Below are 25,796 nucleotides of genomic sequence, written 5' to 3' on the forward strand. Positions count from 1 at the left end.
TCAGACCAGGCCGCGCTGCAGCTCGGCGGCGATCCGTCGCACGGCGGCCGGCGCGGCGGTGCCGAACCCGACCATGGTCGCGAAGCCGTGGATCAGTCCCTCCTCGCGGTGGGCCGTCACCGGCACCCCGGCGTTCCGCAGCGCCTCGGCGTAGGCCTCGCCCTCGTCGCGCAGCGGATCGAACCCCGCGGTGACGACGTGTGCGGGCGGCAGGTCGCTGAGGTCGCCCCGGATCGGCGAGATCCGCGGGTCCGAGCGGTCCTCGTCGCGGGCCAGGTACGCACCCGAGAACTCGTCCATGAGGTCCTCGGTGAGGAAGTACCCGTGGCCGAGCTCGCGCCGGCTCCGCGTGATCGTGGTGAAGTCCGTGACGGGGTAGACGAGCAGCTGGAACCGGGGTGCCGGGCCGCCGGAGCGGACCATCTCCTGCGCCACGACGGTCGCGAGGTTGCCCCCGGCACTGTCGCCGCCGGCCGCGATCCGATCGGGGTCGAGCGCCAGTCCCGACGCGTTCTCGCAGACCCACCTCCACGCCGCGACGCAGTCGTCGACGGCCGCCGGGAACGGGTGCTCGGGAGCGAGCCGGTAGTCCACCGCGACCACGCGCACCATCGCGTGCTCCGCCAGGTAGCGACACACCGCGTCGTGGCTGTCGAGGTCGCCGAGTGTGAACCCGCCGCCGTGGAACCACACGAGCGCGGGCGAGGGTCCGCGCAGGTCCCGCGGCGTGTAGAACCGGAGCCGGACCGGGCCCGCGGGACCGGCGATCTGGCGCTCGGTGACGGCGCCGATCGGCTGGGCGCCGCCGAGCAGCCGATCGGCCCGGACCAGGTCGCGTCGCTGGCGGCTGATCGGGGTCGCGGCGGGGTCGGGATTCTCGAGTCGCAGGAGCGCCAGCAGGGCCTGCATGTCGGGGTGCAGCACCTGGTCGCCATGCCGCACCGGCCTGCCGAAGGCGGCCCGTTTCAGCGGCTTCGGAGCCGCTCCGACTGCGGCGACGGCCGCCCGCCGCACCCGTGCTGACACGCTCATGGGGGCGAACGTAGCAGCCCCATCCGTCACGCCAGTCACGCCGATCCGACCGTTGGCGCGCATTTTCTGGCGACATGGCGCATCATGAGGGGGACGACACCACGTCTCGTAGGCGACGAGAGGACAAGTCGATGGCCACTGCGAAAGCGATCAAGGTCGACCAGAGGGACCCGCAGCCCAGCCTGGCCGCGCCCCTGGGCGAGACGCCCGTGGCCCGCCCCGGCTTCCGCCGCTCGATGCTCTTCCTCGTGCTGCTGTCCATCCCGCTGTGGGCCATGATCGCCGGCGGAGCCTACCTGGTGGTGCGGGCGCTCGGCTGAGTTCACCCTCCCGTCACCTTCCCGTGCCATCGTGAGCCCATGGAGACCACCGACCTGACGGTCCCTGAGCCTTTCGCGTCCTCTCCCGACGAGTTCGACGTCGATCCGCCCTACGACGCGCACGACGGGGGGCTGCCCGACGACCGCTTCCTCGACCGCGAGCTGTCGTGGATCGCGTTCAACGCGCGCGTGCTGGAGCTGGCCGAGCTCGACTCCCTCCCGCTGCTGGAGCGCACGCGCTTCCTGGCGATCTTCGGCAGCAACCTCGACGAGTTCTTCATGGTCCGGATCGCCGGCCTCAAGCGGCGGATCGCCGCCGGCGTGGCGGTCCCCTCCGCGAGCGGCCTGAACCCCCGCGACGTCCTGTCGTCCAGCCTGCAGGCCAGCCGGGTGCTGATGGAGCGTCAGGCCAACCTGCTCCACGACGCGATCATGCCCTCGCTCGCGGACGAGCGGATCCACCTGCTGCGCTGGCACGAGCTCACCGACGAGGAGCGCGGCCAGATCACGGAGTTCTACCACCACCGCGTCTTCCCGGTGCTGACGCCGCTGGCGGTCGACCCGGCGCACCCGTTCCCCTACATCTCGGGCCTGTCGCTCAACATCGCGCTCGTGATGCGCAATCCCCGCACCGGCAAGGAGCACTTCGCGCGAGTCAAGGTCCCGCCGGTGATCCATCGATGGACCAAGGCCTCCGACGGCCGCTACGTCGCACTCGAGGACGTCATCGCTGCCAACCTCGACAGCCTCTTCCCGGGGATGGAGATCATCGACCACCACACGTTCCGCGTCACGCGCAACGAGGACCTGGAGGTCGAGGAGGACGACGCGGAGAACCTGCTCAAGGCGCTCGAGAAGGAGCTGCTGCGCCGTCGCTTCGGCCCGCCGGTGCGGCTCGAGGTCGACGAGAACATGTCCGACGCCGTCCTGGAGCTGCTGGTCAGCGAGCTGGGCGTCTCGGACGAGGAGGTCTTCCGCCTGCGCGGTCCGCTGGACCTTCGCAGCCTCAACGAGATCGCCGACAACGACCGTCCCGACCTGAAGTTCCCGCCGTTCGTCCCCGGCACGCACGAGCACCTCGCCGAGGTCGAGACGGCGAGCCCGGCCGACATGTTCAGCGCGCTGCGCAAGCGCGACGTGCTGGTGCACCACCCCTACGACTCCTTCGCCACGAGCGTCCAGCGGTTCATCGAGCAGGCCGCCGCCGATCCGCACGTGCTCGCGATCAAGCAGACGCTGTACCGCACGTCGGGCGACTCCCCGATCATCGACTCGCTGGTCGACGCGGCCCGCTCGGGCAAGCAGGTGCTGGTGCTCGTGGAGATCAAGGCCCGGTTCGACGAGCAGGCCAACATCCGCTGGGCCCGCAAGCTGGAGCGCGCCGGCTGCCACGTGGTCTACGGGCTCGTCGGCCTCAAGACGCACTGCAAGCTCGCCCTGGTGATCCGCGACGAGCCCGACGGCCTGCGCCGCTACGCGCACATCGGCACCGGCAACTACAACCCCAAGACCGCCCGTCACTACGAGGACTTCGGACTGCTGACCTCGAACCGCGAGATCACGCACGACCTCACCGAGCTGTTCAACAGCCTCTCCGGCTTCGCGATGACCAGCGACTACGACTCCCTGCTGGTCGCCCCCCGCGAGCTGCGGTCGGGTCTGGTCGACCGGATCGACCGCGAGATCACGCGGCACCGTGAGGGCAAGCCCGCGCACATCGCGTTCAAGCTCAACTCCCTCGTCGACGAGGCGATCATCGACAAGCTCTACGAGGCCTCCCGGGCCGGCGTCGGGGTCGACCTCATCATCCGCGGGATCTGCGCGCTGCGCCCCGGCGTCCCGGGCCTGTCCGAGCGCATCCGCGTGCGCAGCGTCCTCGGGCGCTTCCTCGAGCACAGCCGGGTGTTCGTCTTCGGCCTGGGCGACGACCGCGAGGTGTGGATCGGCTCGTCCGACCTCATGCACCGCAACCTCGACCGCCGCGTCGAGGTCCTCGTCCGGGTGCCGTCGCAGGCCCACGTCGACCAATTGGCCGGCCTGCTCGAGACGATGGCGTCGGACGAGACCCTCGCGTGGCACCTGGGCCCCGACGGGGCCTGGACCCGCGTCGTGGGCGCGAACGTCCAGGAACTGCTCATCGAGCGGGCACGCTCTCGCCGGTCCCGGGCCTGAGAGCGCACACTGTCACCATGGCGAGCAAGGTCATCCCCGCCGCGGGCGGCATCGTCTGGCGCAAGGCCGGTCCGAGCGGATCCGGCGGCATCGAGGTGCTCCTCGTGCACCGACCGGGGTACGACGACTGGACCTTCCCGAAGGGCAAGGCCGATCCCGACGAGGCGCTGCCCGTCACGGCCGTCCGCGAGATCCTCGAGGAGACCGGGTACCGCGTGCGGCTGGTCCACCCCCTGCCCGAGGTGACCTACCGTGTCCGCGGCGGCCTCAAGCAGGTCGCGTACTGGGTCGCCCGTCCGGTGGACGACCAGAGCGACTTCCGCCCCAACCGCGAGGTCGACGACATCAGGTGGTTCGCGCCCCGCGCGGCCCGCAAGAAGCTCACGTACGAGCACGACCGACGGCTGCTGGAGTCGTTCGAGGACCTCGTGGCGAGGAAGTCGCACAAGGCGCGCACGCTCGTGGTCCTGCGCCACGCCAAGGCGGTCCCGCGAGACGCCTTCGACGGCGGCGACCGAGACCGCCCCCTCGCCGCGGAAGGTCACGACCGAGCCAAGGAGCTCGTGCCGCTGCTCAGTGCCTTCGGCGTGCGGCGCATCGTCAGCAGCCCGGCCACCCGCACGGTGCAGACGGTGGACCCGTACGTCGCCGCCACCGACGAGCTGCTGGAGCTCGACGACCGGCTGGTCGAGGGCGCGTCCCCGGCCAAGGTCGAGCGGGCCGTCGAGGCCCTGCTGGGCACCAAGCGACCCACCGTGGCCTGCACGCACCGGCCCACGCTGCGCGACGTCTACGCCGCGCTCGGCGTCAGCGGACCCGTGCTCGCGCCGGGCCACGCCCTGGTGATCCACCACCGCAAGGGCAAGGTGCTGGCCTCCGAGCTGGTCTGATCCGCCCGGACTCCCGGGGTCGATCTCCCAGCCTTCGGCCAGGGTTCACCTTCCGTTCACCCTCGTCGCGAGTTCCCTACACCTGCGCTTCCTAGCGTGGCGGTGTTCGAGGCAGTCGCCTCACACACGCTCCAGAGAGGGAACACACGTGAACCGCAAGTCCATGCGCACCCTGGCCGCCACCGCGGCGGGTTCCGCGCTGCTGTTCGGCCTGTCGGCCTGTGGTGCCGCCAACGAGTCCGCCAACGCGGACGATTCCTCCGACAGCTCGCTCAGCGGCACGCTCAACGGCGCCGGCGCCAGCTCGCAGCAGTCGGCCGTGAACGCCTGGAAGCAGGGCTTCCAGACCGCCAACGCCGACGTCACGGTCAACTACGACGCCATCGGCTCCGGCGGCGGTCGTGAGCAGTTCATCGCCGGCGGCGTCTCGTTCGCCGGCTCGGACGCCTACCTCGACGACGCGGAGGTCACCTCCGCGAAGGAGCGCTGCGGCTCCGACGTCGTCACCGTGCCCGTCTACGTCAGCCCGGTCGCCGTCGTCTACAACCTCGACGGCGTCGACGGCCTCCAGCTCTCGCCGAAGACCATCGGCGCGATCTTCGCCGGCGACGTCACGAAGTGGAACGACGAGACGATCGCCGCGGACAACCCGGACGCCGAGCTGCCCGACTCCACGATCACGCCCGTCCACCGCGGCGACGCCTCGGGCACGACCGAGAACTTCACCGCCTACCTCGACGCCGCCTCCGGTGGCTCGTGGACGCACGGTGAGGTCGAGGAGTGGCCGGTCAAGGGTGGCGAGGCCGCCCAGCAGACCTCCGGCGTGATCCAGGCGGTCTCCGGCGGCCAGGGCACGATCGGCTACGCCGATGCCAGCCAGGCCGGCGAGCTGAGCACCGTCTCGGTCAAGGTCGGCGAGGAGTTCGTCGCCCCGACGCCCGAGGCCGCCGCCAAGGTCCTCGACGCCGCCACGCAGGTCGAGGGTCGCGCCGCGACCGACCTGGCCCTGGAGATCGACCGCAAGACCGAGGCCGCGGGTGTCTACCCGATCGTCCTGGTCTCGTACCAGATCGCCTGCCAGAAGTACGAGGACGCCGCCGAGGCCGAGCTCGTCAAGGAGTGGCTGACGTACGTCGCCGGCACCGAGGGCCAGGACGCGTCCGCCGAGGCCGCCGGCTCCGCGCCCCTGTCGGAGGACTTCTCCGCCAAGGCCCAGGCCGCGATCGACACCATCAGCTGATGCCTTCGGTCCGGGCGAGGGGGCTGCCTCCTCGCCCGGGTCATGGGCACCAGACGAACTCCATCAAGGACACCATGTGAGCACCTCCACCGAACCGCGCACGGCGACCCGCCCGGGAGATCGCGTCTTCCGCGGCATCTCGCTGGGCGCGGCCGTCGTCATCCTGGCGACGCTCGCCGGCGTCGGCATCTTCCTGACCGCCGAGGGGATCCCCGGCATCACCGCCTCGCCCGACGAGGTCAAGAGCGGCGAGTCGTTCCTGCAGTACGTCGGGCCCCTGGTCTTCGGCACGCTGTGGGCCGCGTTCATCGCCCTCGTGATCGCCACGCCGGTCGCCATCGGCGTGGCGCTGTTCATCTCGCACTACGCGCCGCGCCGCCTGGCCCAGCCCATCGGCTACCTCATCGACCTGCTCGCCGCCGTGCCCAGCGTCGTCTACGGCACGTGGGGCATCATCACGCTCTCGTCGGCCATCCAGCCGCTGTACGTGTGGCTCGAGGAGAACCTCGGCTTCATCCCGCTCTTCGCCGGTCCGGCCTCGGCCACCGGGCGCACGCTGCTGACCGCCGCCCTCGTGCTGGCGATCATGGTGCTGCCGATCATGACGGCGATCTGCCGCGAGATCTTCCTGCAGACGCCGCGCCTGCACGAGGAGGCCGCACTCGCCCTCGGCGCGACCCGCTGGGAGATGACCAAGATGGCCGTCTTCCCCTACGCGCGCTCGGGGATGGTGTCCGCCGCGATGCTGGCGCTGGGCCGCGCGCTGGGCGAGACGATGGCCGTCGCGATGGTGCTGAGCGCCTCGGGCGTCGTCACCTTCAACGTCATCAGCTCGGGCAACCCCAACACGATCGCGGCGAACATCGCCCAGTCGTTCCCCGAGGCCAGCGGCCTCAACGTGAACGTGCTGATCGCCACCGGCCTGGTGCTGTTCGTGATCACCTTCGCCGTGAACTTCGCCGCCCGCGCCATCGTCGAGCGCAACAAGGAATTCTCCGGAGCGAACTGACATGACCACGACTCTCCCCCCCGCCCCGCCGTCCGGCGACCTCGCCGACTCGCTGCGGACGCACACGCTGCCGACCGCGGCCCCGCGGGCGATCCACGCCGTCGCCATCCTGCTGGTCCTCGCGGGCCTCTTCGGGCTGGTCGACCTGCGGCTGGCCTTCGTCGGCTACGCGCTCGCCTGGATCGTCCCGCTCTGGTCGCGCTTCGTCGAGGGACGCCGCAAGGCCACCGACCGGCTCGTGACCCTGCTGGTCGCCTCCGCCTTCGGGCTGGCGCTCATCCCGCTCGGCAGCATCATGTGGAGCGTCCTCGAGCAGGGCCTGCCCGTGCTGAGCAGCGAGTTCTTCACCTACTCGATGCGCAACGTCGTCGGCGAGGGCGGCGGCATCTACCACGCGATCGTCGGCACCCTGCTGATCACCGCGGCGGCCACGGTCATCTCGGTCCCGATCGGCCTGTTCACCGCGATCTACCTCATCGAGTACGGCGAGGACGGTCGGCTGTCCACGTGGATCCGCTTCCTCGTCGACGTCATGACCGGCATCCCGTCGATCGTGGCCGGCCTGTTCGCGTACGCGCTGTTCGTGGTGTTCTTCGGCGACGGCGTGCGGATGGGCATCGGTGGCGCCGTGGCGCTCTCGGTGCTCATGGTCCCGGTCGTCGTCCGCTCCTGCGAGGAGATGCTCAAGCTCGTCCCGAACGAGCTGCGCGAGGCCTCCTACGCGCTGGGCGTGCCGAAGTGGCGCACCATCATGAAGGTCGTGCTGCCCACCGCGCTGGCCGGCATCGTCACCGGCATCACCCTGGCGATCGCCCGCGTGATCGGCGAGACCGCTCCCCTGCTGGTGATCGCCGGGGCCACCGACTCGGTGAACTTCAACCTGTTCGACGGCCGGATGGCGACCCTGCCGGTCTTCACCTACTCCTCCATCATGCAGCCCGGCGTCCCGCCGGGGCCGAGCATCGAGCGGGCCTGGGGCGCGGCGCTCGTGCTGCTGCTCATCGTGATGCTGCTGAACCTCGTCGCCCGCCTCGTCTCCCACTTCTTCTCGCCCCAGGGCGAGCGCTGACCTCCCGGAAGGAACCCCCATGGCCAAGAGCATCGACGTCTCGGACCTGAACATCTACTACGGCGACTTCCTCGCCGTCGAAGGCGTGAACATCGCCGTGCCCGCCCGCGCGGTGACGGCCTTCATCGGCCCCTCGGGCTGCGGCAAGTCCACGTTCCTGCGGTCGCTGAACCGCATGCACGAGGTGATCCGCGGAGCCCGCGTCGAGGGCAAGGTGCTGGTCGACGGCCAGGACCTCTACGCCTCCGACATGGACCCGGTGAACGTCCGCCGCAAGATCGGCATGGTCTTCCAGCGCCCCAACCCGTTCCCGACGATGTCGATCGCGGAGAACGTGCTCGCGGGGCAGCGCCTCAACAGCAAGCGCATGAAGAAGTCGGAGGCCGACGACGTGGTGGAGCGCTCGCTGCGCCGCGCAGGCCTGTGGGCCGAGGTCAAGGACCGCCTCGAGCGTCCCGGCTCGAGCCTGTCCGGCGGCCAGCAGCAGCGCCTGTGCATCGCGCGCGCCGTGGCCGTGGAGCCCGAGGTGCTGCTGATGGACGAGCCGTGCTCGGCCCTGGACCCGATCTCGACGAGCGTCATCGAGGACCTGATCCACGAGCTCAAGAACGACTACACGATCGTGATCGTCACCCACAACATGCAGCAGGCGGCGCGCGTCTCGGACCAGACCGCGTTCTTCAACCTCGCCGGCGTGGGCCAGCCGGGACGGCTCGTGGAGCTCGGGCCCACCGAGAAGATGTTCGCCAACCCCGAGGACCCGGCCACGGAGGCCTACATCCAGGGTCGGTTCGGCTGAGCCCGCGTCCCGGCAACGCTGGCAGTGACGTTTGCGGGGTGCGCGACGGCGTGTCGGCCCCGGGAACGTCACTCCCAGCGCTTCAGACGACTTACGGCAGGAACGGGCGGGCGACGAAGTAGAAGGCCGCGGCGACGGCGGCGGCCGCCGGCATCGTGATGACCCAGGCCACGACGATGTTCTTGGCCACGCCCCAGCGCACGGCGCTGAAGCGCTTCGTGGCGCCCGCGCCCATGATGGCCGAGGTGATCGTGTGGGTGGTGGAGACCGGGGCGTGCAGGCCGATGGCCATGACGTACAGGACGCTGGCAGCGGTGGCCTCGGCGGCGAAGCCCTTCGGCGGGTCGAGCTCGATGATGCGGCGTCCGAGGGTTCGCATGATGCGGAAGCCACCGGAGTACGTGCCCGCGGCGATCGCACTGGCGGAGGCGACGATGACCCACAGGGGAACGTCGTCGGTGGTGTGCAGGCCGCCGGCCGTGAGCGCGAGGACGATGATGCCCATCGTCTTCTGGGCGTCCTGGAGGCCGTGGCCCAGCGCCATGGCAGCCGCCGAGACGGTCTGCGCCGCCCGGAAGCCGCGCTGCACCCGGGTCGGCTTGGCCCGGCGGAAGATCCACATGATCGCCGTCATGAGCCCGAACGCGAGGAAGAAGCCCAGCGCCGGGCTCAGCACCATCGGGATCGCGACCTTGTCCACGAGCGTGTTCCACTCCACCGTGGTGGCCGACGCGATGCCGGCGCCGACGATGCCGCCGATCAGGGCGTGGGACGACGACGAGGGGATGCCGAAGTACCACGTGATGAGGTTCCAGGTGATCGCGCCGACGAGGGCCGCCAGCACGATCGTCAGCGCATGGGCCCGGTCGGCAGCACTGGACCCGGTGGCTCCGTCGATGTCGATGATGCCCTGGATCGTCTTGGCGACCTCGACACCCAGCCAGGCACCCACGAAGTTCAGCACCGCGGCCATCGCGAGCGCGACGCGAGGCGTCAGGGCGCGCGTCGACACCGAGGTGGCGATGGCGTTGGCGGCGTCGTGGAAGCCGTTCGTGTAGTCGAAGACGAGGGCGATCACGACGACCGTGACCACCATGACCATCACAAGGTCCACTCAGGACTCCTTGACGGCGATCTGCTCGACGGTGTTCGCCACCGACTCCAGCGCGTCGATGGCCGCTTCGACGGCCTCGACGATGTCCTTGAGCTTGAGCACCTGCATCGCCTTGTAGTTGCCGTCGAACAGGTCGGCGAGCAGGCGGCGGTGGTTGCGGTCGCCCTCGTTCTCGAGGCGGTTGATCTCGATCCAGAACTCGTCGAGGTCCTTCATCGTGCGCAGGCGCGGCATGGCCTCGGCGGTGATGTTCGACGCCCGCTGCAGGACCTGGACCTGGGCGGCGAAGTCCTCGGGGAACTCAGTGACGCCGTAGAGGGCCGTGCAGTCGACGACCTCCTCCATGTAGTCCATGACGTCGTCGAGGCTGCTGGCCAGCGCGTAGATGTCCTCGCGGTCGAACGGCGTGATGAACGTGCTGTTCACCAGCTTGATGATCGCGTGGGTCGTGTCGTCGGCCGCGTGCTCGGCGTCACTCATCTGAGCGGCGAGCGCGGCTTTGTCGGCCTCGGGGTCCAGGACCCGGGCGACGATGCCCGAACCGATGACCAGGTGGTTGGCCATCTCGGTGAAGAGGTCGTAGAACGAGGCCTCGACCGGTCGGATGCGAAAACGCACGCGGGTACTCCTCGGCATGGGGCGGGCAGACTCTGCCCATGGTAGGTGCTGGGCGAGCGCAGCCGCCAACCGAGGCCGATCAGGCGTCGGGGGCGACGCCCAGGAGTCCGTCGATCTCATCCTGGGAGAGTGGCTCGGCGGCTCCCGACGCGGCGATCATCAGCCGAGAGGTCAGCTCGATCTCGGCCAGCGCGTCATCGTCGCGCAGCCGATCGTCGAGCGGCTCGCTCGTGCGTTCGCCGGGGGGGTACAGGGCCACATACCGAGAGTACGCGGGTGAGGGCCCCCTATCCCAAGTCCGGAAGCGAAAACCGTCCGTTGTGACTAGTTCCCGATGGCCGCTGCGGGTCTTGTCAGCCCACCCACACGCGGGCGTTGCGGAACATCCGCAGCCACGGGCTCTCCACCGACGGGTCGGCCGAGGTCCACGACAGCTGCGCGTTGCGCTGCACGCGCTCGGCGTGGGGCATCATCGCGGTGAACCGGCCGTCGGTCGTCGTGACGGCGGTGAGGCCGTCGGGCGAGCCGTTCGGGTTGGCCGGGTAGTCCGTGGCGACCTGACCGCTCACGTCCACGAAGCGCGCCGCCCGCTGCACGGTGGCGGCGTCGCCGCGCACCGAGAAGTTGGCGAAGCCCTCACCGTGGGCCACCGCGATCGGCACCTTCGAGCCGGCCATGCCGGAGAAGAAGACGGAGGGCGACTCGAGCACCTCGACGAGGGAGAGGCGCGCCTCGTACTGCTCGGAGGCGTTGCGGGTGAACCGCGGCCACGCCTCGGCGCCCGGGATGATGTCGGCCAGGGCCGCGAACATCTGGCAGCCGTTGCAGATGCCGATGCCGAACGTGTCGGGCCGGGAGAAGAACCCGGCGAACGCGTCGGTGAGCGCGGGGTTGAACAGCACGGATCGCGCCCAGCCCTCGCCGGCGCCCAGCGTGTCGCCGTAGGAGAACCCGCCGCAGGCCGCCAGGCCCACCACGTCGGAGAGGTCGAAGCGACCCGACTGCAGGTCGGTCATGTGCACGTCGTACGTGTCGAAGCCGGCACGGTCGAAGCCGAAGGCGGTCTCGACGTGGGAGTTGACGCCCTGCTCGCGCAGGATCGCGACCTTCGGCCGGGCGCGGCCGACGAGGTACGGCGCCGCGACGTCGTCGGTGGGGTCGAAGGTGGGCTCCACGGTGAGCGTCGGGACGGGGGCGCCGATGGCGGCGTGCTCGGCGTCGGCGCACTCGGGGTTGTCGCGCAGGCGCGAGATCCGCCACGAGACCTCGTCCCACGTCTGGGCGAGGCCCTCGAGCGGCTCGTCCAGACCGAGGCCCGGCACACGCACGTGGCGCTCCGCCGTGGAGGTGCCGACACGGTGGACGAGGTCGGCCAGGCCGTGCTGCTCCAGCAGCGCGACGGCCTCGTCGGCCCGCTCCACGGGGACAGCCAGGACGGCGCCCAGCTCCTCGGTGAACAGGGCGGCCAGGTCGGCGACGTCGAGGTCGACGCCCACGCCGCCGGCGAAGGCCATCTCGCACACCGCGGCCCACAGGCCGCCGTCCGAGCGATCGTGGTACCCCAGCAGCAGGCCGGCGTCGCGCAGCGCGTTGACGCCGTCGACCAGGGCCACGAGGCGCGCCGGGTCGTCGAGGTCGGGCACCGTGCCGCCGAACTCACCGCGCACCTGGGCCAGCATCGAGCCGCCGAGGCGGTTGCGGCCGGCACCGAGATCGGCCAGCAGCAGCGCCGCTCCGGCGGGCAGCTCGGGGGTGGCCGTGCCGCGCACGTCGGGCAGCGACGCGAACGCGGTGACGACGAGGGACACGGGCGCGGTCACCTGCTTCTCGGTGCCGTCCTCCTCGGTCCAGCGCGTGCGCATCGAGAGCGAGTCCTTGCCCACCGGGACCGAGATCCCCAGGGCCGGGCACAGCTCCATCGCGACGGCGTGCACCGTGTCGTAGAGGGCGGCGTCCTCGCCGTCCTCGCCGCACGCGGCCATCCAGTTGCACGAGAGCTTGACGCCCGGCAGGTGGATCGGCGCGGCCAGCAGGTTCGTGATCGCCTCGCCCACGGCCATCCGGCCGGACGCCGGGCCGTCGACCGCGGCCAGGGGGGTGCGCTCGCCGCTGGCCATCGCCTGGCCGGCGAAGCCCACGTGGTCCGAGAGCGTCACGGCGACGTCGGCCACCGGCACCTGCCACGGCCCGACCATCTGGTCGCGGTGGGTGAGGCCACCCACCGTGCGGTCGCCGATCGTGACGAGGAAGCGCTTCGAGGCCACCGAGGGGTGGCGCAGGACGTCGTGGGCCACCTCGGCCACGTCGACGTCCGAGAGGTCGAGCTCGCTGGTCGACCGGGCCACGCGGGTGGCGTCGCGGGTCATCTTCGGCGGCTTGCCGAGCAGGACCTCGAGCGGCATGTCGATCGGCGTCTCGTCGGCGGGGTCGACCGGCTCGAGGACGAGCTGCGCGTCGTCACGGGCGACGCCCACGACGGCGAACGGGCAGCGCTCGCGCTCGGCCAGCGCGGCGAACCGCTCCAGCGACTCCGGCGCGATCGCCAGGACGTAGCGCTCCTGGCTCTCGTTGCACCAGGCCTCCTTGGGCGCCAGGCCGCTCTCCAGGAGCGGCACCGCGCCCAGCTCGAAGGTGGCACCGACGCCGGCGTCGTCGACCAGCTCGGGGAACGCGTTCGAGAGTCCGCCCGCTCCCACGTCGTGGATCGACAGGATCGGGTTGTCCTCGCCGAGGGACCAGCAGTGGTTGATGACCTCCTGCGCGCGCCGCTCGATCTCGGGGTTGCCGCGCTGCACCGAGTCGAAGTCGAGCTCGGCGGCGTTGGCGCCGGCCGCCTGGGAGGAGGCCGCACTGCCGCCCATGCCGATGCGCATGCCGGGTCCGCCCAGCTGCACCAGCAGGCTGCCGGCCGGGAACGCGATCTTCTCGGTCATCTCGGCGCTGATCGAGCCCAGTCCGCCCGCGCTCATGATCGGCTTGTGATAGCCGCGACGCACGCCGTCGACGGTCTGCTCGTACACGCGGAAGAAGCCGCCGAGGCCCGGGCGCCCGAACTCGTTGTTGAACGCCGCGGCACCGATCGGGCCCTCGGTCATGATGTCGAGCGGGCTGGCGATGTGGGCGGGCCGGCCGTACTGCTCGGTCTCCCACGGCTCGTCGGTGCCGGGCAGGTTGAGGTTCGACACGACGAAGCCCGTCAGGCCGGCCTTGGGCTGCGAGCCGCGACCGGTGGCACCCTCGTCGCGGATCTCGCCACCGGCGCCGGTGGCGGCGCCCGGGTAGGGAGAGATCGCCGTCGGGTGGTTGTGCGTCTCGACCTTCATGAGCACGTGCACCTCGCCGTCGCGGGGGGCGTAGCGGCTGGGTCCGTCGGCCGCCTCGGGCAGCCAGCGCGTGGCCGGGCCACCCTCCATGATCGAGGCGTTGTCCTTGTAGGCCACGACCGTGCCGTGACCGGCGATCGCCTCGGTGTGCCGGATCATCGCGAACAGCGAGCGGTCCTGCGGCTCGCCGTCGACCACGAAGTCGGCGTTGAAGATCTTGTGGCGGCAGTGCTCGGAGTTCGCCTGCGCGAACATCATCAGCTCGACATCGGTGGGGTTCCGGTCGAGGTCCGTGAACGCGTCGACGAGATAGTCGATCTCGTCCGGGGACAGCGCCAGGCCGAACTCGGTGTCGGCCGCGACGAGCGCCTCGCGGCCGCCACCGAGGACGTCGATCCGCTGCATCGGCTCGGCCTCGCGCTCGTCGAAGAGGTCGGCGGCGGACTCGCGGGAGTACAGCGCGGTCTCGGTCATGCGGTCGTGCAGCACGTCGGCGCACGCGGCCAGCTGCTCGGGGGTGGGCTCGGCGCCGACGAGGGTGTACTCGGTGACCCGCTCGACGCGGCGCACGTCGAGGCCGCAGTTGTGCACGATGTCCGTGGCCTTGCTCGACCACGGCGAGATCGTGCCGAGCCGGGGTCCGACCACGACGAGGGTGCCGTCGGGTCCGTCCTGGACCGGGTCGCCGTAGTCGAGGATGCGGGTCACCGTGTCGGTCGTGGCGGCATCGAGGGGTCGCTCGCTGGCGACCCAGTGCACGTGCCGTGCACGGACGTCGGTCAGCCCGGGGGCCACCTCCTGGAGGCGGGCCAACAGGGCTCGGGAGCGGAAGGCCGAGAGGGCGTTGCCGCCCTCGACCACGGTGAGTTCGACGTCGCGCGACACGCGCCCCAGCCTAACGACCCGTCCGGCCCGGGCTGCCGGGCGGATCGGCCCTGAGACCGCGCCGCGCCGCGGGGGGCGGCACCGCCGTCGTCGAGTGGCGCGTTCCGGGGTCGCGAGTGGGACGGGTCAGCGGGCGGCGAGGGCGATCGCCAGCAGCAGGCAGCTGACGAACGAGACGGGCACGAGCCACAGCACGCCGAGGAACAGGGTGACGGTGGTGCCGACCGTCGGCGGGAAGAACCAGCGCGCCCGGGGCAGGTCGGCGACGTCCTGGAGGACGCCGGGCCCGAGACCGAAGCCGCGCCGGAGGCCCTTCAGGCGCGAGAACACGCGGACGCCGCCCGTGGCGCCGGCCAGCTGCCCCAGCACGAGGCGGGCCTCGCCGACGTCGTCGCTCATCGCGACCGCGATCCCCAGCTCGGTGGCGAGCTGCGGCTCGTCCTCCACCGCGGCGAGGATCCGCTGCCGGCGCCAGGCGAACGCGCCGGACAGCAGGGCGCCGACGACCGCGATCAGCCCGGCTAGCACGCTGAGCCAGGCGTCCTCGGCCAGCACGCTGACGATCGCCAGGCCGGCCAGGAAGGGCCACGACACCACCATCACGCCGAGCGAGGGCCAGCGCAGCAGCCGCACCGCGAGGCGCAGCGCCTGTGCCGCGCGCGCGGCGGCGACCTCGGTCTGCCCGTCCACCCGCGTCGTGAACCCGCCGACCGCGGCGTTGACGCGCCGCCCCGTCTTCCCGATGCCCATGTCACCAGCCTAGGACGGTCGCGCAACGCGCGAGATCTGCTCCTGTTTGCGCTGTGGATGGCGATTCACAGGTGGAAATGGGAGCAAATCCCGAGGCAGTGGGGAACGCTTGAAAATAGTGGCTTAACTCACAGTTAAAACCTTGTTACGATGACGCTCCACCGTTCCGTTCCGCTCGATCCCACCCGTGCGGAGCTCCGTTACCGAAAGGTTCCTCGTGACCCGAACTGCTCCCCTGGCGCGCCGCTTGGCCGTGCCTGTCTCCGCCACGCTGATCGCCGGCATGGCCGGCGCGCTGACGATGGCCGGCGCCGGCACGGCGAACGCCGCCGACGTCCGACTGTCGAAGAACTTCACCTACAACTGCGCCGTCACCGCCGGTCCGCTGGACCTGGGCAGGCACAACATCGGCGTGGCCATCTCCACGACCGTGCCGACCTCGGTCCGCGCGGGTCAGACGGTCCCCGCCCGCGCCGTGAACATCACGCTGACCCTCCCCGAGGATCTCCGCGCCGCGACGAGCGGCCTGCTGCAGGGCCGCGAGGCCGCCGGTGCCTCCACCGATGCCTCGCTCACGCTGACCTCGGGCGGCCGCAGCACCGCGGTCCGCATCCCGAGCCTCGCCGCACCGCGGACCCCGGTCCCGCAGAACGTCGGCGCGGCGTGGACGATCCCGGCCACCGGCACCGTTCCGGCGTTCAAGGCCCCCGCCACCACGAAGCACACCGTCGCGCTCGGCGTGCCGAAGGCGTTCACGATCGCGGCCACGATCTACCGCGCCGACGAGTCCACGGTCCCGTCGAACCTCACCTGCACCGGCCCGGCCAACCTGGCGCTCGGCTCGATCAAGGTCCCGAACCGGGCACCGGTCGCCAGCAAGAAGACGGTCAAGGTCGTCACGAAGAGCAAGAAGGCCAAGTCCTTCGTCATCCGCGCCAAGGACGCCGACGGCGACCGCCTCACCTACAAGGCCGGCAAGCTCAGCAAGAAGGTCGGCAAGGTCAGCGGCAAGGGCCCGAAGTTCAAGTTCGTGCCGAACAAGAAGTTCAAGGGCAAGAAGGCGCTCTACGTGACCGTCCGCGACGGCTACGGCGGCAGCGCCAAGGTGAAGGTCATCATCACCGTCAAGAAGTGACCGCACCGCAGGTGTGAAGGAGGGGCGAGGGCCGCGAGGCTCTCGCCCCTTCGTCGTTCCCGGCCCGCGTACGGGCTACTTCAGGAACTTCGACGTCGTGCGGTCCTTGAGCAGCGTGCCGCCGGTCTGGCAGGTCGGGCAGTACTGCAGCGAGGAGTCGGCGAACACCACCTCGGCCACGGTGTCGCCGCAGACCTCGCACGTCTGGCCCGCGCGGCCGTGCACGCGCATCCGCTCGCGCTTGGCGTCCTTGAGGTCGGCGGCGGGCTTGCCGTCGGCCGCGGCGACCGCCTCGGTGAGCACCGAGGTCACGGCGGCCTCCAGCCGCACCACCTCGTCCTCGTCCAGCTTCTCCGCGATCGCGAACGGCGACAGCCTCGCGGCGTGCAGGATCTCGTCGCTGTAGGCGTTGCCGATCCCGGCCACGACGGTCTGGTCGCGCAGCAGGCGCTTGACCTGCATCCGTCGCTGCAGCAGCGGCCGCAGGTCGAATCCCGGCGCGAGCGGGTCGGGGCCGAGCCGGACGATCCCCGCGACCTCCTGCGGATCGCGCACGGCGTAGACGGCCAGGCCCTTGCGGGTGCCCGCCTCGGTGAGGTCGAAGCCCTCGTGCGGGCCGTCGCCGCGGTCCACGCGGAAGCGCAGGGCGAGCGGGCCGCCCATCTTGACGCGGCTGTCCCCGAAGTGGTCCGACCACCGCAGCCAGCCGGCCTTGGCCAGGTGGATCACCAGGTGCAGGCCGTCCACGTCGATGTCGATGAACTTGCCGTGCCGGGTGACGCCGGTGACGGTCAGTCCGGCGAACGCCGAGACGGGCGGGTCGTAGGTCTTGAGCACGGCGAACGACGCGGGCTCGATCTCGGCCACCACGGCACCGTCGAGCTTGTCGCCCAGCCAGTGGACGAGGGCCTCGACCTCGGGCATCTCGGGCATGGGGTCAGCCTACGAGCCTCATCCGGCGAACGTCAGCCACAACAGCACGACGTTCAACGCGACGATCGCGGCGGCGGCCAGCGACGCGAGCACCGTGGTGACGCGCCGGTTGACGTGCTCGCCCATCACGGCGCGTGACGCCGTCAGCCACACCAGCGGGACGACCGCGAAGGGGATGCCCATCGAGAGCACGACCTGCGAGACCACCAGGGCGCGCGTGGGGTCGATGCCCAGCAGCAGGACGAACAGCGCCGGCACGAGCGTGATCAGCCGACGGGTGACCGGCTTGAGCGACCACGGCGTCAGGGCCCGCATCACCTCGGCGCCCGCCGCGCTGCCCACCGAGGTGGAGGAGATGCCCGAGCCCAGCAGCGCGACCGCGAACAGCAGGGCCACGCCCACGCCGATCTCGCTGCCGATCAGCTCGTGGGCGCCGGCGATCGTGTCGGTGCCGGGCATGCCCTGCAGGTTCGCGGCGGCCATCAGCAGCAGGCCGAGGTTCAGCATGCCGGCCAGGACGAGCGCCAGCACGACGTCGATCCGAGTGGCCGCCAGCAGGTCGCGCAGGGACGAGTGCTCCCCGCGCACGCCGAGCCGGTCGGCGGTGAGGCTCGAGTGGAGGTAGACCGCGTGGGGCATCACCGTGGCACCGACGATGCCCGAGGCCAGCAGCACGCTCTCGGCGCCGTCGAAGCGCGGCACCAGGCCCTGCGCCACCTCGCCGGCCGGTGGCGGGCCGACGACGAGTCCGGCGAGGAACCCGACGGCGATCAGCAGCAGGAAGCCGACGATGATCCGCTCCAGCACACCCTGCCCCCAGCGGTCGCCGATGGCGAGCACGAGCATCGCCACCACCGCCGTCAGCAGGGCACCGAGCGGCAGCGGCACGCCGAAGAGCAGGTGGAATGCGATCGCCCCGCCGATGACCTCGGCCAGGTCGGTCGCGATGGCGATCCCCTCGGCCTGGAGCCAGTAGAGGAAGCGGACGCGCACCGAGACGCGGCCGCCGACCTGGGCCGCCAGCGACCGACGGGTCACGAGCCCGAGCTTGGCCGAGAGGTACTGGATCAGCACGGCCATCAGGTTGGCGAGCACGACGACCCACACGAGGGTGTAGCCGAACCGCGCCCCCGCGGTCAGGTTGGTCGCGACGTTGCCCGGATCCACGTAGGCGACCGCAGCGATGAACGCCGGCCCCAGCAGTGTGAGCCGGCGTCGCAGGACCTGGGTCACTAGGCCAGCAGGTCCTGGTACTGCGGGCGCTTCTCGACGAAGCGCTTGATGTAGCTGCAGTGGACCTTGGCCTTCTTGCCCCGGGCGCGCACGTCGTCGAGCGCGTAGGTCACGAGCTGGCTCGCCAGGCCCTGACCCTCGAACCGCTCGTCGATCACGGTGTGCGGGAAGACGACGACGTCGCCCTCCTCCCGCGCCTCGGTGAAGCCGGCGCGCTCGCCGTCGACCGCGATCTCGTACTGCTGCTCCGCTTCGTTGTGCGTGATGTCGACCGTCATGGACCGACCCTCCCACATCGGCTTTCCCCTGTGCACCACGAGCGAGGAGGCGGGCGAGACGGATGGTGACTTCGCTCCCGGGGCCCGGTTGCGGTCGCTACGGTGGCTCCATGAAGATCAGTGTCATCGGCTGTGGGTACCTCGGCGCCGTCCACGCCGCGAGCATGGCGGAGCTCGGCCACGAGGTCGTCGGCGTCGACACCGACCTGGCCAAGATCGAAAGCCTGGCCGCCGGCCGCGCCCCGTTCTTCGAGCCGAACCTGCCCGAGCTGCTCGAGCGCACGCTCGCGAGCGGCCGGCTCTCCTTCACCGCCGACTTTGCCGAGGCGGCCGACGCCCAGGTGCACTTCCTCTGCGTGGGCACCCCGCAGAAGCGGGGCGAGTACGCGGCCGACCTCCGGTACGTCGACGGCGCCTTCGCGAGCCTGCTCGAGGTCGTCACGCCGGGCGCGGTGATCGCCGGCAAGTCCACGGTGCCCGTCGGCACCGCGGAGCGGCTCGCGGCCCGGCTGGCCGACGTCCAGCCCGACGCGATGCTCGTGTGGAACCCCGAGTTCCTGCGCGAGGGCTTCGCCGTCCAGGACACGCTGCACCCCGACCGCCTCGTCTACGGCGTGCCCGACGGCGAGGCCGGCGAGCGCGCCACCGCGCTGCTGGACGAGGTCTACGCCACGATCCTGGCCGAGGACACGCCGCGCCTGGTGATGGATCCCGCGACCGCCCAGCTGGTCAAGGTCGCCGCGAACTCCTTCCTGGCCACGAAGATCTCCTTCATCAACGCGATGGCCGAGCTGTGCGAGCGCACCGACGCCGACGTCACGGCGCTCGCCGACGCGATCGGCCTCGACGACCGCATCGGCCGCAAGTTCCTCAACGCCGGCCTGGGCTTCGGCGGCGGCTGCCTGCCCAAGGACATCCGCGCGTTCATGGCGCGCGCCGGCGAGCTGGGCGCCGACCAGACGCTGAGCTTCCTGGCCGAGGTCGACGCCATCAACACGCGTCGCCGGGTGCGCATGGTCGACCTCGCGCGGGAGGAGTGCGGTGGCTCGCTGATGGGCCGCAGCATCACCGTGCTCGGCGCCTCGTTCAAGCCCGACTCGGACGACATCCGCGACTCCCCCGCGCTGAACGTGGCCGAGCAACTGCGGCTGCAGGGCGCTACGGTGCGCGTCACCGACCCCGCCGCTCTGGGCAACGCGAAGTCGTCGTACCCGAACCTGCTCTACGTGGACGACACCGCCGAGGCCCTGACCGGAGCCGACCTCGTGCTGCTGCTCACCGAGTGGCGCGAGTACCGCGAGCTCGATCCCGTGCGTGTTGGGCAGCTGGTCGCCAAGTTGCAGGTGTTGGACGGCCGCAACGCGCTCGACCCGGCACAATGGCGCGCCGCTGGGTGGACCTACCGAGCACTGGGCAGGCCCTGAGCCCGACGCCACGCCGGTATGCTGGTCCGAGTTCCGGCCGACACGACGAGGAGGATCACGGGGGTGGACACCACGGGGGCTGAGATCGTCATGCTCGAGGAATCCTTGCAGCAGTGCCGGCGGGAGTTGGCCGAGCTGCGCCGCCGCTACGAGGCGACCGCGGAGAGCTCCGCGCAGGCAGATCGGGCCACGGACCAGGCTGCCCGGCTGGCCGAGGCCCTAGACGCGAGACTGACGGCGCAGGAGTCCACGGCGACAGGACCCAAGGGCTGGCTGAAGCGTCGCGTCCTGCCGAACGCTGCCACCGAGAGAGAGCTGGCCGATGCGCGCGAGCTCCGCGCCTCGGCCCTGTTCGACGGCCCCTGGTACCTGCGGGTCTACCCTGCGGTCGTCGCCACCGGCATGAGCCCGGCGCTGCACTACCTGCGTTACGGTGCCGCCGAGGGCAAGGATCCCGGTCCGGAGTTCAGTACCAAGCACTACCTCGCCAGGCACCCGCTGGTGGCGCGCCGCAAGGGCAACCCTCTCCTCAACCACCTCCGCACGCACCAGTGAGCGCCGACCGTCTGGCTGCGCTCGAGGCCATGCCCGAACTTGAGCGTCTCGAGGCCGAGGTGGCCGCCGCCGCCCCGTACTTCGACGAGGCCTACTACGCGCGCTCCCTGCCCGAGCTACCTGACACGGTCACGGACCCGCTCGAGCACTTCTGCAGCACGGGCTGGAAGCAGTTGCGCAAGCCCCGCGCCGACTTCGACGTCTGGTGGTACTGGGCCAACCACCTCGACCCGGCCGACGATGCGACCAACCCCCTCGTCCACTACGCCCTCGTCGGTCGCGACGCGGGACTGTCCACCCGGCCGGCGAGCACCACGTCGGGCCCCGGCGCGGTGCTGCCCACCGACCGGGCGGTGCGCCGCGCGACCCTGTTCGCCGGTTTCGACGCCCAAGGCATCGTCGACGAAGCGGTCCTCATCCTCCTGCGGGAGCTGGCGCGCTTCAGCGACGTCTTCGTCCTGTTTGACGGCTACCTCCCCGAGAGCGAGCTCGCCAAGCTGCGCGAGGTCGCGCAGGACGCGTGGGCGATCCGCCACGGCGCCTACGACTTCGGCTCCTACGCGATGCTGGCCCGCGAGCTCGTCGGCTGGGAGCGGCTCGAGCAGTACGACGAGGTCCTGTTCGTCAACGACTCGTCCTACCTCGTCCGACCGCTCGACGCGGTGTTCGAGCGGATGGACGCGCAGGCGTGCGACTGGTGGGGCCTGCAGGCCACGAAGGGCATCGCGATGACGCGCGACGTCCCCGAGAACGGGTTCCCCGACCCGATCCCGCTCGACACCGTCCGCGAGGAGCTGCTCGACGGGTTCGAGGACGCAGTGACGTACGACTTCCTCGTCGGCTCCTACTTCCTGGCCTTCCGGCGCCCCGTGCTCAACAGTCCCGTCTTCCGCAGGCTCGTGAACGGCGTCACGACGCAGCGCTCGAAGCGCCTGGTCATCCAGAAGTACGAGATCGGGCTGACCCACCTGCTGATCGGCCACGGTCACCGCTTCTCGACCTTCGTCCCGACGCTCCAACCGTTCCATCCGGTCTACACCCGCAGGGTCTTCGGGCTGATCGCCGACGGGTTCCCCTTGCTCAAGCGGTTCCTTCTCTATCGGAACCATTACGACGTGCCCGCGCTCGCGCGGTGGAAGGAGACGGTCCGGGCCATCATCCCTGATGCCCCCGTGGACGCCTTCGAGACCAATCTGCTGCGCACCGCTCCGGCCGACGGCCTGGCGCGCAGCTTCGCCATCGAGGAGCGCGACGACGGAACGGTCGACGTGCCGGACTGGGATATGACTCCCACCCGATTCTCCAAGCTAGACGCCGCGGCCACTCAGGACCTGCGTCAGTGGGCCTTCGTCGTCGACCGCGAGACGCACCAACTACCGGACAACAGCCGCGCGATCTTCGAGCAGGTGGCACACGATCCCGGCATCACAAAAGTCATACTCACTCGGTCCCGGCGGATCCCACTCAGTGGCGAGAACGTGGTGACCCTCCCAGTCCGCAGTCCACAGGGCCGCGAGGCACTGATGCGCTCGGGGATCGTGCTGGTCGCCGACCGTCCGCTGCGCGCCACCGATGTGCGGGTCAAGACCGAGCGCCACCACGTCATCGCCGTCCGTCGGGGCCTGACCTTGCTGAAGTACGGGCGTACCGCGGCCGCGCCCCGCGTCGTTCAGAGCGCTCGTCCGACGCATGAGGGACCCCTCGAGATGCTGCACCCCGCACCCACCCGGGTATTCGACGCTGTGCTCGCCGCCTCGGACGCCGACCGGCTCGCCGCGGTCGCCTCCAACTGGAGCACGCGCTACGTCGACGCGTGGCCGACCGGGATCCCGGCACACGACTTCCTGGTCCGCGACGACGTGCCCGCTGACCTGCACGAACAGGAGCAGCGCCTACGAGAGGAGCTCGACGGTCGGCGCCTCGTGCTGTTCACGACAATCCTTCCTCGCCGGGGCTTCGACGCCGAGCCGTACCTTTTCACCCCCACCGAGGTCGACCGACTCGCGTCCGCGGCCGAGGACGCCGGAGCAGTGCTGGGGATTCGCGAGGCGGACGGCGATCTCGATCGCGCCACCAGTCGCGCCTTCGGCACCCGCGCGCTCGACATCTCCGTCACGCGGTATCCGAGCGTGCACGCAGTATTGCGGGCGACCGACCTCGTCGTGACGGACGTCGACGGGGTGGCTTTGGACTTCACCCTGACCGGGCGCCCGGCGATCAGCTTCGTCCACGACCTGGAGCAGTTCGACGGCCGGCTGCTTTACGACCTGGATCACGTGTTTCCCGGCCCGGTGTGCCGCGACACCAAAGCACTGGCAGCAGAGATCGATCGCGCCTTGGCCGATCCCACCGTGTCTCGGCAGTACGCCCGTGTGCGCGAGTTGTTCGTCGAGCACGCAGACGGAAGGAGCTCGAGGCGGGTCGTCGAGCGGCTCCTCGGACTCGCACCGAAGAGGCAACTGTCATGAGCCTCGGCGCGTTTGTCGACACCTGGCGTGCCTTCGCGGCCGCCTGGGACGCAGCACGGGGCACCGACGACTCCAGAGCCCAGGCGATGCTCGACCATGTGCTCGCTGAAGGACTTCCGGAACTGGCGGACCCCGACCGAGCGTCTGACGAGGTCGTCCTCGCCTGCGAGATCGCCCTGGTCAAGAGTGCGAGGGCGCTGGACGTCAAGGCCTACCGCGCCATATTCCCTGCGAGTAAGAGCGTCCAGAGGGCTCCCTACAAGCACTTCTGCACCTCCGGGTGGAAGCAGCTGATCAACCCTCGCATCGACTTCGATGCTTGGTGGTACTGGAGCGAACACCTCGACCCGACGCGCGACGACGTCAATCCGCTCGTCCACCACCTGGCCGCCGGACAGCACGCCTGCCTGCCCACCCTTCCACCCGCTTCCGAACTACGGCCGCCGACGTCCTTCGAGCCGGACGAGCCCGTGCGTCGGGTCTGCCTCTTCGCGGGCTACGACCCCGACGGGATCATCGACGACTACGTGGTCGACTACGTCACCGAGCTGTCGCGCCACGCCGACGTGTACTTCCTCACCGACGCCACCGTGAGCCCCGGCGAACTGGAGAAGCTCTCGGCCGTGACGAGCGGGGCATGGGCGATCCGCCACGGCCGCTACGACTTCGGCTCGTGGTCGCTGCTTGCCCGCGATCTCGTCGGGTGGGACGTGCTCGAGACCTACGACGAGGTGCTGTTCGCAAACGACAGCGCCTACCTGCTCAGGCCATTGGACGAGGTGTTCGCGACCATGTCGGCCCGCAGCGCCGACTGGTGGGGCATACACGCCACGAAGCGCCCCTACTCGCGGGACAGCGGCGACGAGGCACCACTACCGTTGGTCGAGGCAAAGCGGCGTTGGCGCGCGGCCAACGCGATCGATCCGATCGATCATCTGCACTTGAGCTCGTACTTCTTGGCCTTCCGCCGCCCGGTGATCGCCGACGAGGGCTTCCGGCGGCGGCTCGACGCGGTGACGACCGAGAGGTCCAAGTCGCTGGTCATCGTCAAGTACGAGGTGGGGCTGAGCCGCTACCTGCTCACCCGCGGATTCGATGTCGACACCTATGTCGATGGGCTCTATCCCTACTTGCCCGTCTACACCTCCGACTACTGGAGCCTCGTGGAGCAGGGATTCCCCTTGCTCAAGCGCAACCTCATCACCGAGAATCCCCGGCGGATGCCCGGTCTGGCGACGTGGAAGCACCAGATCAGCCAGCGAGTGCCGAGCGCCAAGGTCGACCTGTACGAGCACAATCTCCTGCGGGTGAGCGCTGACGATCACCTCCAACGCAGCCTGTCTGTCGAGGCACGATCGGACGGGACGATCGACTACCAGGACCCGCTGTCCTGGCCGCGTCTTCGACAGGAGGACGAAGGGACGCCGACGTACGACCACTGGTGGGCCTTCCCGGTGTGCGCGTATGACCACACGCTCGGAGGCAACGAGCGCGCTGTCTTCGAGTACGTCCGCGACGATCCGTCGATCAAGAAGGTCATCCTCACTCGATCCCGCCGCGTCGACCTCGCCGGCGAGAACGTCGTGGTCGTGCCTTTGATGAGCCGTGCAGGTCAGGAGCATTTGATCCGGTCACGCCAGATCTTCGTCAAGCACGGACCGCAGATCAACGGTCACTGGCCCGTGTCGCCACTGACTCACAACTTCATCAACCTCTGGCACGGAATTCCCCTCAAGCGCTTCGGGTCGGCGTCGACCGCCGTCACTCGCGACCTGGAGCGAACCTTCCTTCGAAACAACGGCGGGTCGCGCGCGGTGATCGCCTCCAGTCGGATGGACCAATTGGCGATGACCTCTGCCTTCTGGCCGTTGTCCTACACCGAAATCTGGAACACCGGACTACCACGCAACGATTTCGTCACGTGCGACGCTGACCGACTCCCGCCCGACTTGCGCGAGACAGAGCAGCGCCTGCGCGGCGAGGTCGGAGACCGGCGGCTGGTGATGTTCCTCCCCACGTTCAAGGACGCGCAGGCCGAGGCATACTACCGATTCACCGATGCTGACCTCGAGCGCTTGGCCGACTGGATGGATCGTCACGGCGCGGTCCTCGGCGTACGTGAGCACATGGCAGATCAGGCTGGCACCTACTGGCACCAGCTGGCACCGCTGGGCTCACTCGACCTGTCGAGCCGCAGGTACCCTGATCTGGAAGTGCTTTACCGGGTCGCGTCGGGTCTGATCAGCGACTACTCCAGTTGTCTGGTCGACTTCATGCTCACTGGACGGCCCTTGGCGAGCTTTGCCTACGACCTCGATCACTACGCGAACCGAGAGCGCGGACTCTTCTACGACTTGGAACGCGTCCTTCCCGGCCCCGTCTGCCGCGACTTCGACGAGTTGGCCGCAGCGCTGGACGGCTTTTTCGACGAACCCGACCCCACCATGGCCGAGGAACACGCTTGGCGACGCCGCATCTTCCACGATCATGCTGATGCTGGATCAGCTGCGCGGGTGGTCGGGCGCGTCAAGTCGCTCTACGACTAGATG

21 protein-coding genes are annotated in these 25,796 nt (G+C 70.2%); 12 read left to right on the forward strand and 9 right to left on the reverse strand.

All coding sequences use genetic code 11. The annotated features are described in order from the left end of the window. Nucleotides 1-1,032: an alpha/beta hydrolase gene (locus B5D60_RS06515; protein ID WP_078699397.1), complete on the reverse strand. Its 1,032-nt coding sequence runs from the start codon at nt 1,030-1,032 to the stop codon at nt 1-3. Nucleotides 1,033-1,163: 131 nt separating this feature from the next. Here B5D60_RS06515 and B5D60_RS06520 point away from each other — a divergent pair, with 131 nt between their 5' ends. From B5D60_RS06520 to pstB, 7 genes are all read left to right on the forward strand, one after another. After that, nucleotides 1,164-1,352, forward strand: coding sequence for a hypothetical protein (locus tag B5D60_RS06520; RefSeq protein WP_078699398.1), 189 nt, complete (start codon nt 1,164-1,166; stop codon nt 1,350-1,352). A 39-nt stretch (nt 1,353-1,391) separates the two neighbouring features. Beyond that, nucleotides 1,392-3,524 (forward strand): RNA degradosome polyphosphate kinase, encoded by a 2,133-nt coding sequence (locus B5D60_RS06525; RefSeq protein WP_078699399.1) that lies wholly within the window; start codon nt 1,392-1,394, stop codon nt 3,522-3,524. A gap of 17 nt (nt 3,525-3,541) precedes the next feature. Beyond that, nucleotides 3,542-4,414, forward strand: a complete 873-nt coding sequence (locus tag B5D60_RS06530) for an NUDIX hydrolase (protein WP_078699400.1) — start codon at nt 3,542-3,544, stop codon at nt 4,412-4,414. Nucleotides 4,415-4,562: 148 nt separating this feature from the next. Continuing rightward, on the forward strand, nt 4,563-5,654 hold the full coding sequence (gene pstS, locus B5D60_RS06535) for a phosphate ABC transporter substrate-binding protein PstS (RefSeq protein ID WP_231948982.1): 1,092 nt from the start codon (nt 4,563-4,565) through the stop codon (nt 5,652-5,654). Nucleotides 5,655-5,730: 76 nt separating this feature from the next. Beyond that, a complete protein-coding gene (gene pstC / locus B5D60_RS06540) occupies nt 5,731-6,663 on the forward strand; it encodes a phosphate ABC transporter permease subunit PstC (protein WP_078699401.1) in 933 nt (310 codons plus the stop codon). A gap of 1 nt (nt 6,664) precedes the next feature. Beyond that, complete coding sequence (gene pstA, locus B5D60_RS06545) at nt 6,665-7,732, forward strand: phosphate ABC transporter permease PstA (RefSeq protein WP_078699402.1); 1,068 nt, start codon at nt 6,665-6,667, stop codon at nt 7,730-7,732. Between the two features lie 19 nt (nt 7,733-7,751). Beyond that, nucleotides 7,752-8,531: a phosphate ABC transporter ATP-binding protein PstB gene (pstB, locus tag B5D60_RS06550; protein ID WP_078699403.1), complete on the forward strand. Its 780-nt coding sequence runs from the start codon at nt 7,752-7,754 to the stop codon at nt 8,529-8,531. A gap of 91 nt (nt 8,532-8,622) precedes the next feature. Here pstB and B5D60_RS06555 read toward each other — a convergent pair whose 3' ends face one another. The 5 genes from B5D60_RS06555 to B5D60_RS06575 all read right to left on the reverse strand — a co-directional run bounded on the left by B5D60_RS06555 (nt 8,623) and on the right by B5D60_RS06575 (nt 15,221). After that, nucleotides 8,623-9,633, reverse strand: coding sequence for an inorganic phosphate transporter (locus B5D60_RS06555; RefSeq protein ID WP_078701316.1), 1,011 nt, complete (start codon nt 9,631-9,633; stop codon nt 8,623-8,625). Between the two features lie 12 nt (nt 9,634-9,645). Continuing rightward, on the reverse strand, nt 9,646-10,263 hold the full coding sequence (locus B5D60_RS06560; RefSeq protein ID WP_078699404.1) for a DUF47 domain-containing protein: 618 nt from the start codon (nt 10,261-10,263) through the stop codon (nt 9,646-9,648). 79 nt (nt 10,264-10,342) lie between these two features. Beyond that, nucleotides 10,343-10,522 (reverse strand): hypothetical protein, encoded by a 180-nt coding sequence (locus B5D60_RS06565; RefSeq protein WP_078699405.1) that lies wholly within the window; start codon nt 10,520-10,522, stop codon nt 10,343-10,345. A gap of 94 nt (nt 10,523-10,616) precedes the next feature. Next, complete coding sequence (gene purL, locus B5D60_RS06570; protein ID WP_078699406.1) at nt 10,617-14,471, reverse strand: phosphoribosylformylglycinamidine synthase; 3,855 nt, start codon at nt 14,469-14,471, stop codon at nt 10,617-10,619. A gap of 126 nt (nt 14,472-14,597) precedes the next feature. Next, nucleotides 14,598-15,221 carry a hypothetical protein gene (locus tag B5D60_RS06575; protein ID WP_078699407.1) on the reverse strand — a complete coding sequence of 208 codons (624 nt, stop codon included), beginning with the start codon at nt 15,219-15,221 and terminating at the stop codon, nt 14,598-14,600. Between the two features lie 217 nt (nt 15,222-15,438). Between B5D60_RS06575 and B5D60_RS06580 the strand changes: the two genes are divergently transcribed. Next, complete coding sequence (locus B5D60_RS06580; protein WP_153302891.1) at nt 15,439-16,356, forward strand: DUF6801 domain-containing protein; 918 nt, start codon at nt 15,439-15,441, stop codon at nt 16,354-16,356. 75 nt (nt 16,357-16,431) lie between these two features. On the opposite strand, the gene B5D60_RS06585 is transcribed toward B5D60_RS06580, so the two are convergent. The 3 genes from B5D60_RS06585 to B5D60_RS06595 are packed head-to-tail and all read right to left on the reverse strand — an operon-like array spanning nt 16,432 to nt 18,800. Beyond that, nucleotides 16,432-17,289 carry an Fpg/Nei family DNA glycosylase gene (locus tag B5D60_RS06585; RefSeq protein ID WP_078699409.1) on the reverse strand — a complete coding sequence of 286 codons (858 nt, stop codon included), beginning with the start codon at nt 17,287-17,289 and terminating at the stop codon, nt 16,432-16,434. Nucleotides 17,290-17,307: 18 nt separating this feature from the next. Next, nucleotides 17,308-18,522, reverse strand: a complete 1,215-nt coding sequence (locus tag B5D60_RS06590; protein ID WP_078699410.1) for an Nramp family divalent metal transporter — start codon at nt 18,520-18,522, stop codon at nt 17,308-17,310. Continuing rightward, nucleotides 18,522-18,800, reverse strand: a complete 279-nt coding sequence (locus B5D60_RS06595) for a GNAT family N-acetyltransferase (protein ID WP_078701317.1) — start codon at nt 18,798-18,800, stop codon at nt 18,522-18,524. The genes B5D60_RS06590 and B5D60_RS06595 overlap by 1 nt, the downstream gene beginning before the upstream one ends. Nucleotides 18,801-18,910: 110 nt before the next feature. Here B5D60_RS06595 and B5D60_RS06600 point away from each other — a divergent pair, with 110 nt between their 5' ends. The 4 genes from B5D60_RS06600 to B5D60_RS06615 all read left to right on the forward strand — a co-directional run bounded on the left by B5D60_RS06600 (nt 18,911) and on the right by B5D60_RS06615 (nt 25,793). Then, entirely contained in the window at nt 18,911-20,224 is a 1,314-nt protein-coding gene (locus tag B5D60_RS06600) for a UDP-glucose dehydrogenase family protein (RefSeq protein WP_078699411.1), read from the forward strand. Between the two features lie 63 nt (nt 20,225-20,287). Further along, a complete protein-coding gene (locus tag B5D60_RS17185) occupies nt 20,288-20,779 on the forward strand; it encodes a hypothetical protein (protein WP_231948983.1) in 492 nt (163 codons plus the stop codon). 29 nt (nt 20,780-20,808) lie between these two features. Then, nucleotides 20,809-23,247 carry a CDP-glycerol glycerophosphotransferase family protein gene (locus tag B5D60_RS06610; RefSeq protein ID WP_078699412.1) on the forward strand — a complete coding sequence of 813 codons (2,439 nt, stop codon included), beginning with the start codon at nt 20,809-20,811 and terminating at the stop codon, nt 23,245-23,247. Further along, nucleotides 23,244-25,793 carry a CDP-glycerol glycerophosphotransferase family protein gene (locus B5D60_RS06615; protein WP_078699413.1) on the forward strand — a complete coding sequence of 850 codons (2,550 nt, stop codon included), beginning with the start codon at nt 23,244-23,246 and terminating at the stop codon, nt 25,791-25,793. The genes B5D60_RS06610 and B5D60_RS06615 overlap by 4 nt, the downstream gene beginning before the upstream one ends. Nucleotides 25,794-25,796 lie beyond the last annotated feature (3 nt).

The organism is Aeromicrobium choanae, assembly GCF_900167475.1.
Lineage (GTDB): Bacteria > Actinomycetota > Actinomycetes > Propionibacteriales > Nocardioidaceae > Aeromicrobium > Aeromicrobium choanae.

Excerpts from the sequence above, each read along its gene's own strand:
- B5D60_RS06515 (WP_078699397.1), bottom strand. The coding sequence starts at position 1,032 with ATGAGCGTGTCAGCACGGGTGCGGCGGGCGGCCGTCGCCGCAGTCGGA.
- B5D60_RS06520 (WP_078699398.1), top strand. The coding sequence starts at position 1,164 with ATGGCCACTGCGAAAGCGATCAAGGTCGACCAGAGGGACCCGCAGCCC.
- B5D60_RS06525 (WP_078699399.1), top strand. The coding sequence starts at position 1,392 with ATGGAGACCACCGACCTGACGGTCCCTGAGCCTTTCGCGTCCTCTCCC.
- B5D60_RS06530 (WP_078699400.1), top strand. The coding sequence starts at position 3,542 with ATGGCGAGCAAGGTCATCCCCGCCGCGGGCGGCATCGTCTGGCGCAAG.
- pstA (WP_078699402.1), top strand. The coding sequence starts at position 6,665 with ATGACCACGACTCTCCCCCCCGCCCCGCCGTCCGGCGACCTCGCCGAC.
- pstB (WP_078699403.1), top strand. The coding sequence starts at position 7,752 with ATGGCCAAGAGCATCGACGTCTCGGACCTGAACATCTACTACGGCGAC.
- B5D60_RS06555 (WP_078701316.1), bottom strand. The coding sequence starts at position 9,633 with ATGGTCATGGTGGTCACGGTCGTCGTGATCGCCCTCGTCTTCGACTAC.
- B5D60_RS06575 (WP_078699407.1), bottom strand. The coding sequence starts at position 15,221 with ATGGGCATCGGGAAGACGGGGCGGCGCGTCAACGCCGCGGTCGGCGGG.
- B5D60_RS06585 (WP_078699409.1), bottom strand. The coding sequence starts at position 17,289 with ATGCCCGAGATGCCCGAGGTCGAGGCCCTCGTCCACTGGCTGGGCGAC.
- B5D60_RS06595 (WP_078701317.1), bottom strand. The coding sequence starts at position 18,800 with ATGACGGTCGACATCACGCACAACGAAGCGGAGCAGCAGTACGAGATC.
- B5D60_RS06600 (WP_078699411.1), top strand. The coding sequence starts at position 18,911 with ATGAAGATCAGTGTCATCGGCTGTGGGTACCTCGGCGCCGTCCACGCC.
- B5D60_RS06610 (WP_078699412.1), top strand. The coding sequence starts at position 20,809 with ATGCCCGAACTTGAGCGTCTCGAGGCCGAGGTGGCCGCCGCCGCCCCG.
- B5D60_RS06615 (WP_078699413.1), top strand. The coding sequence starts at position 23,244 with ATGAGCCTCGGCGCGTTTGTCGACACCTGGCGTGCCTTCGCGGCCGCC.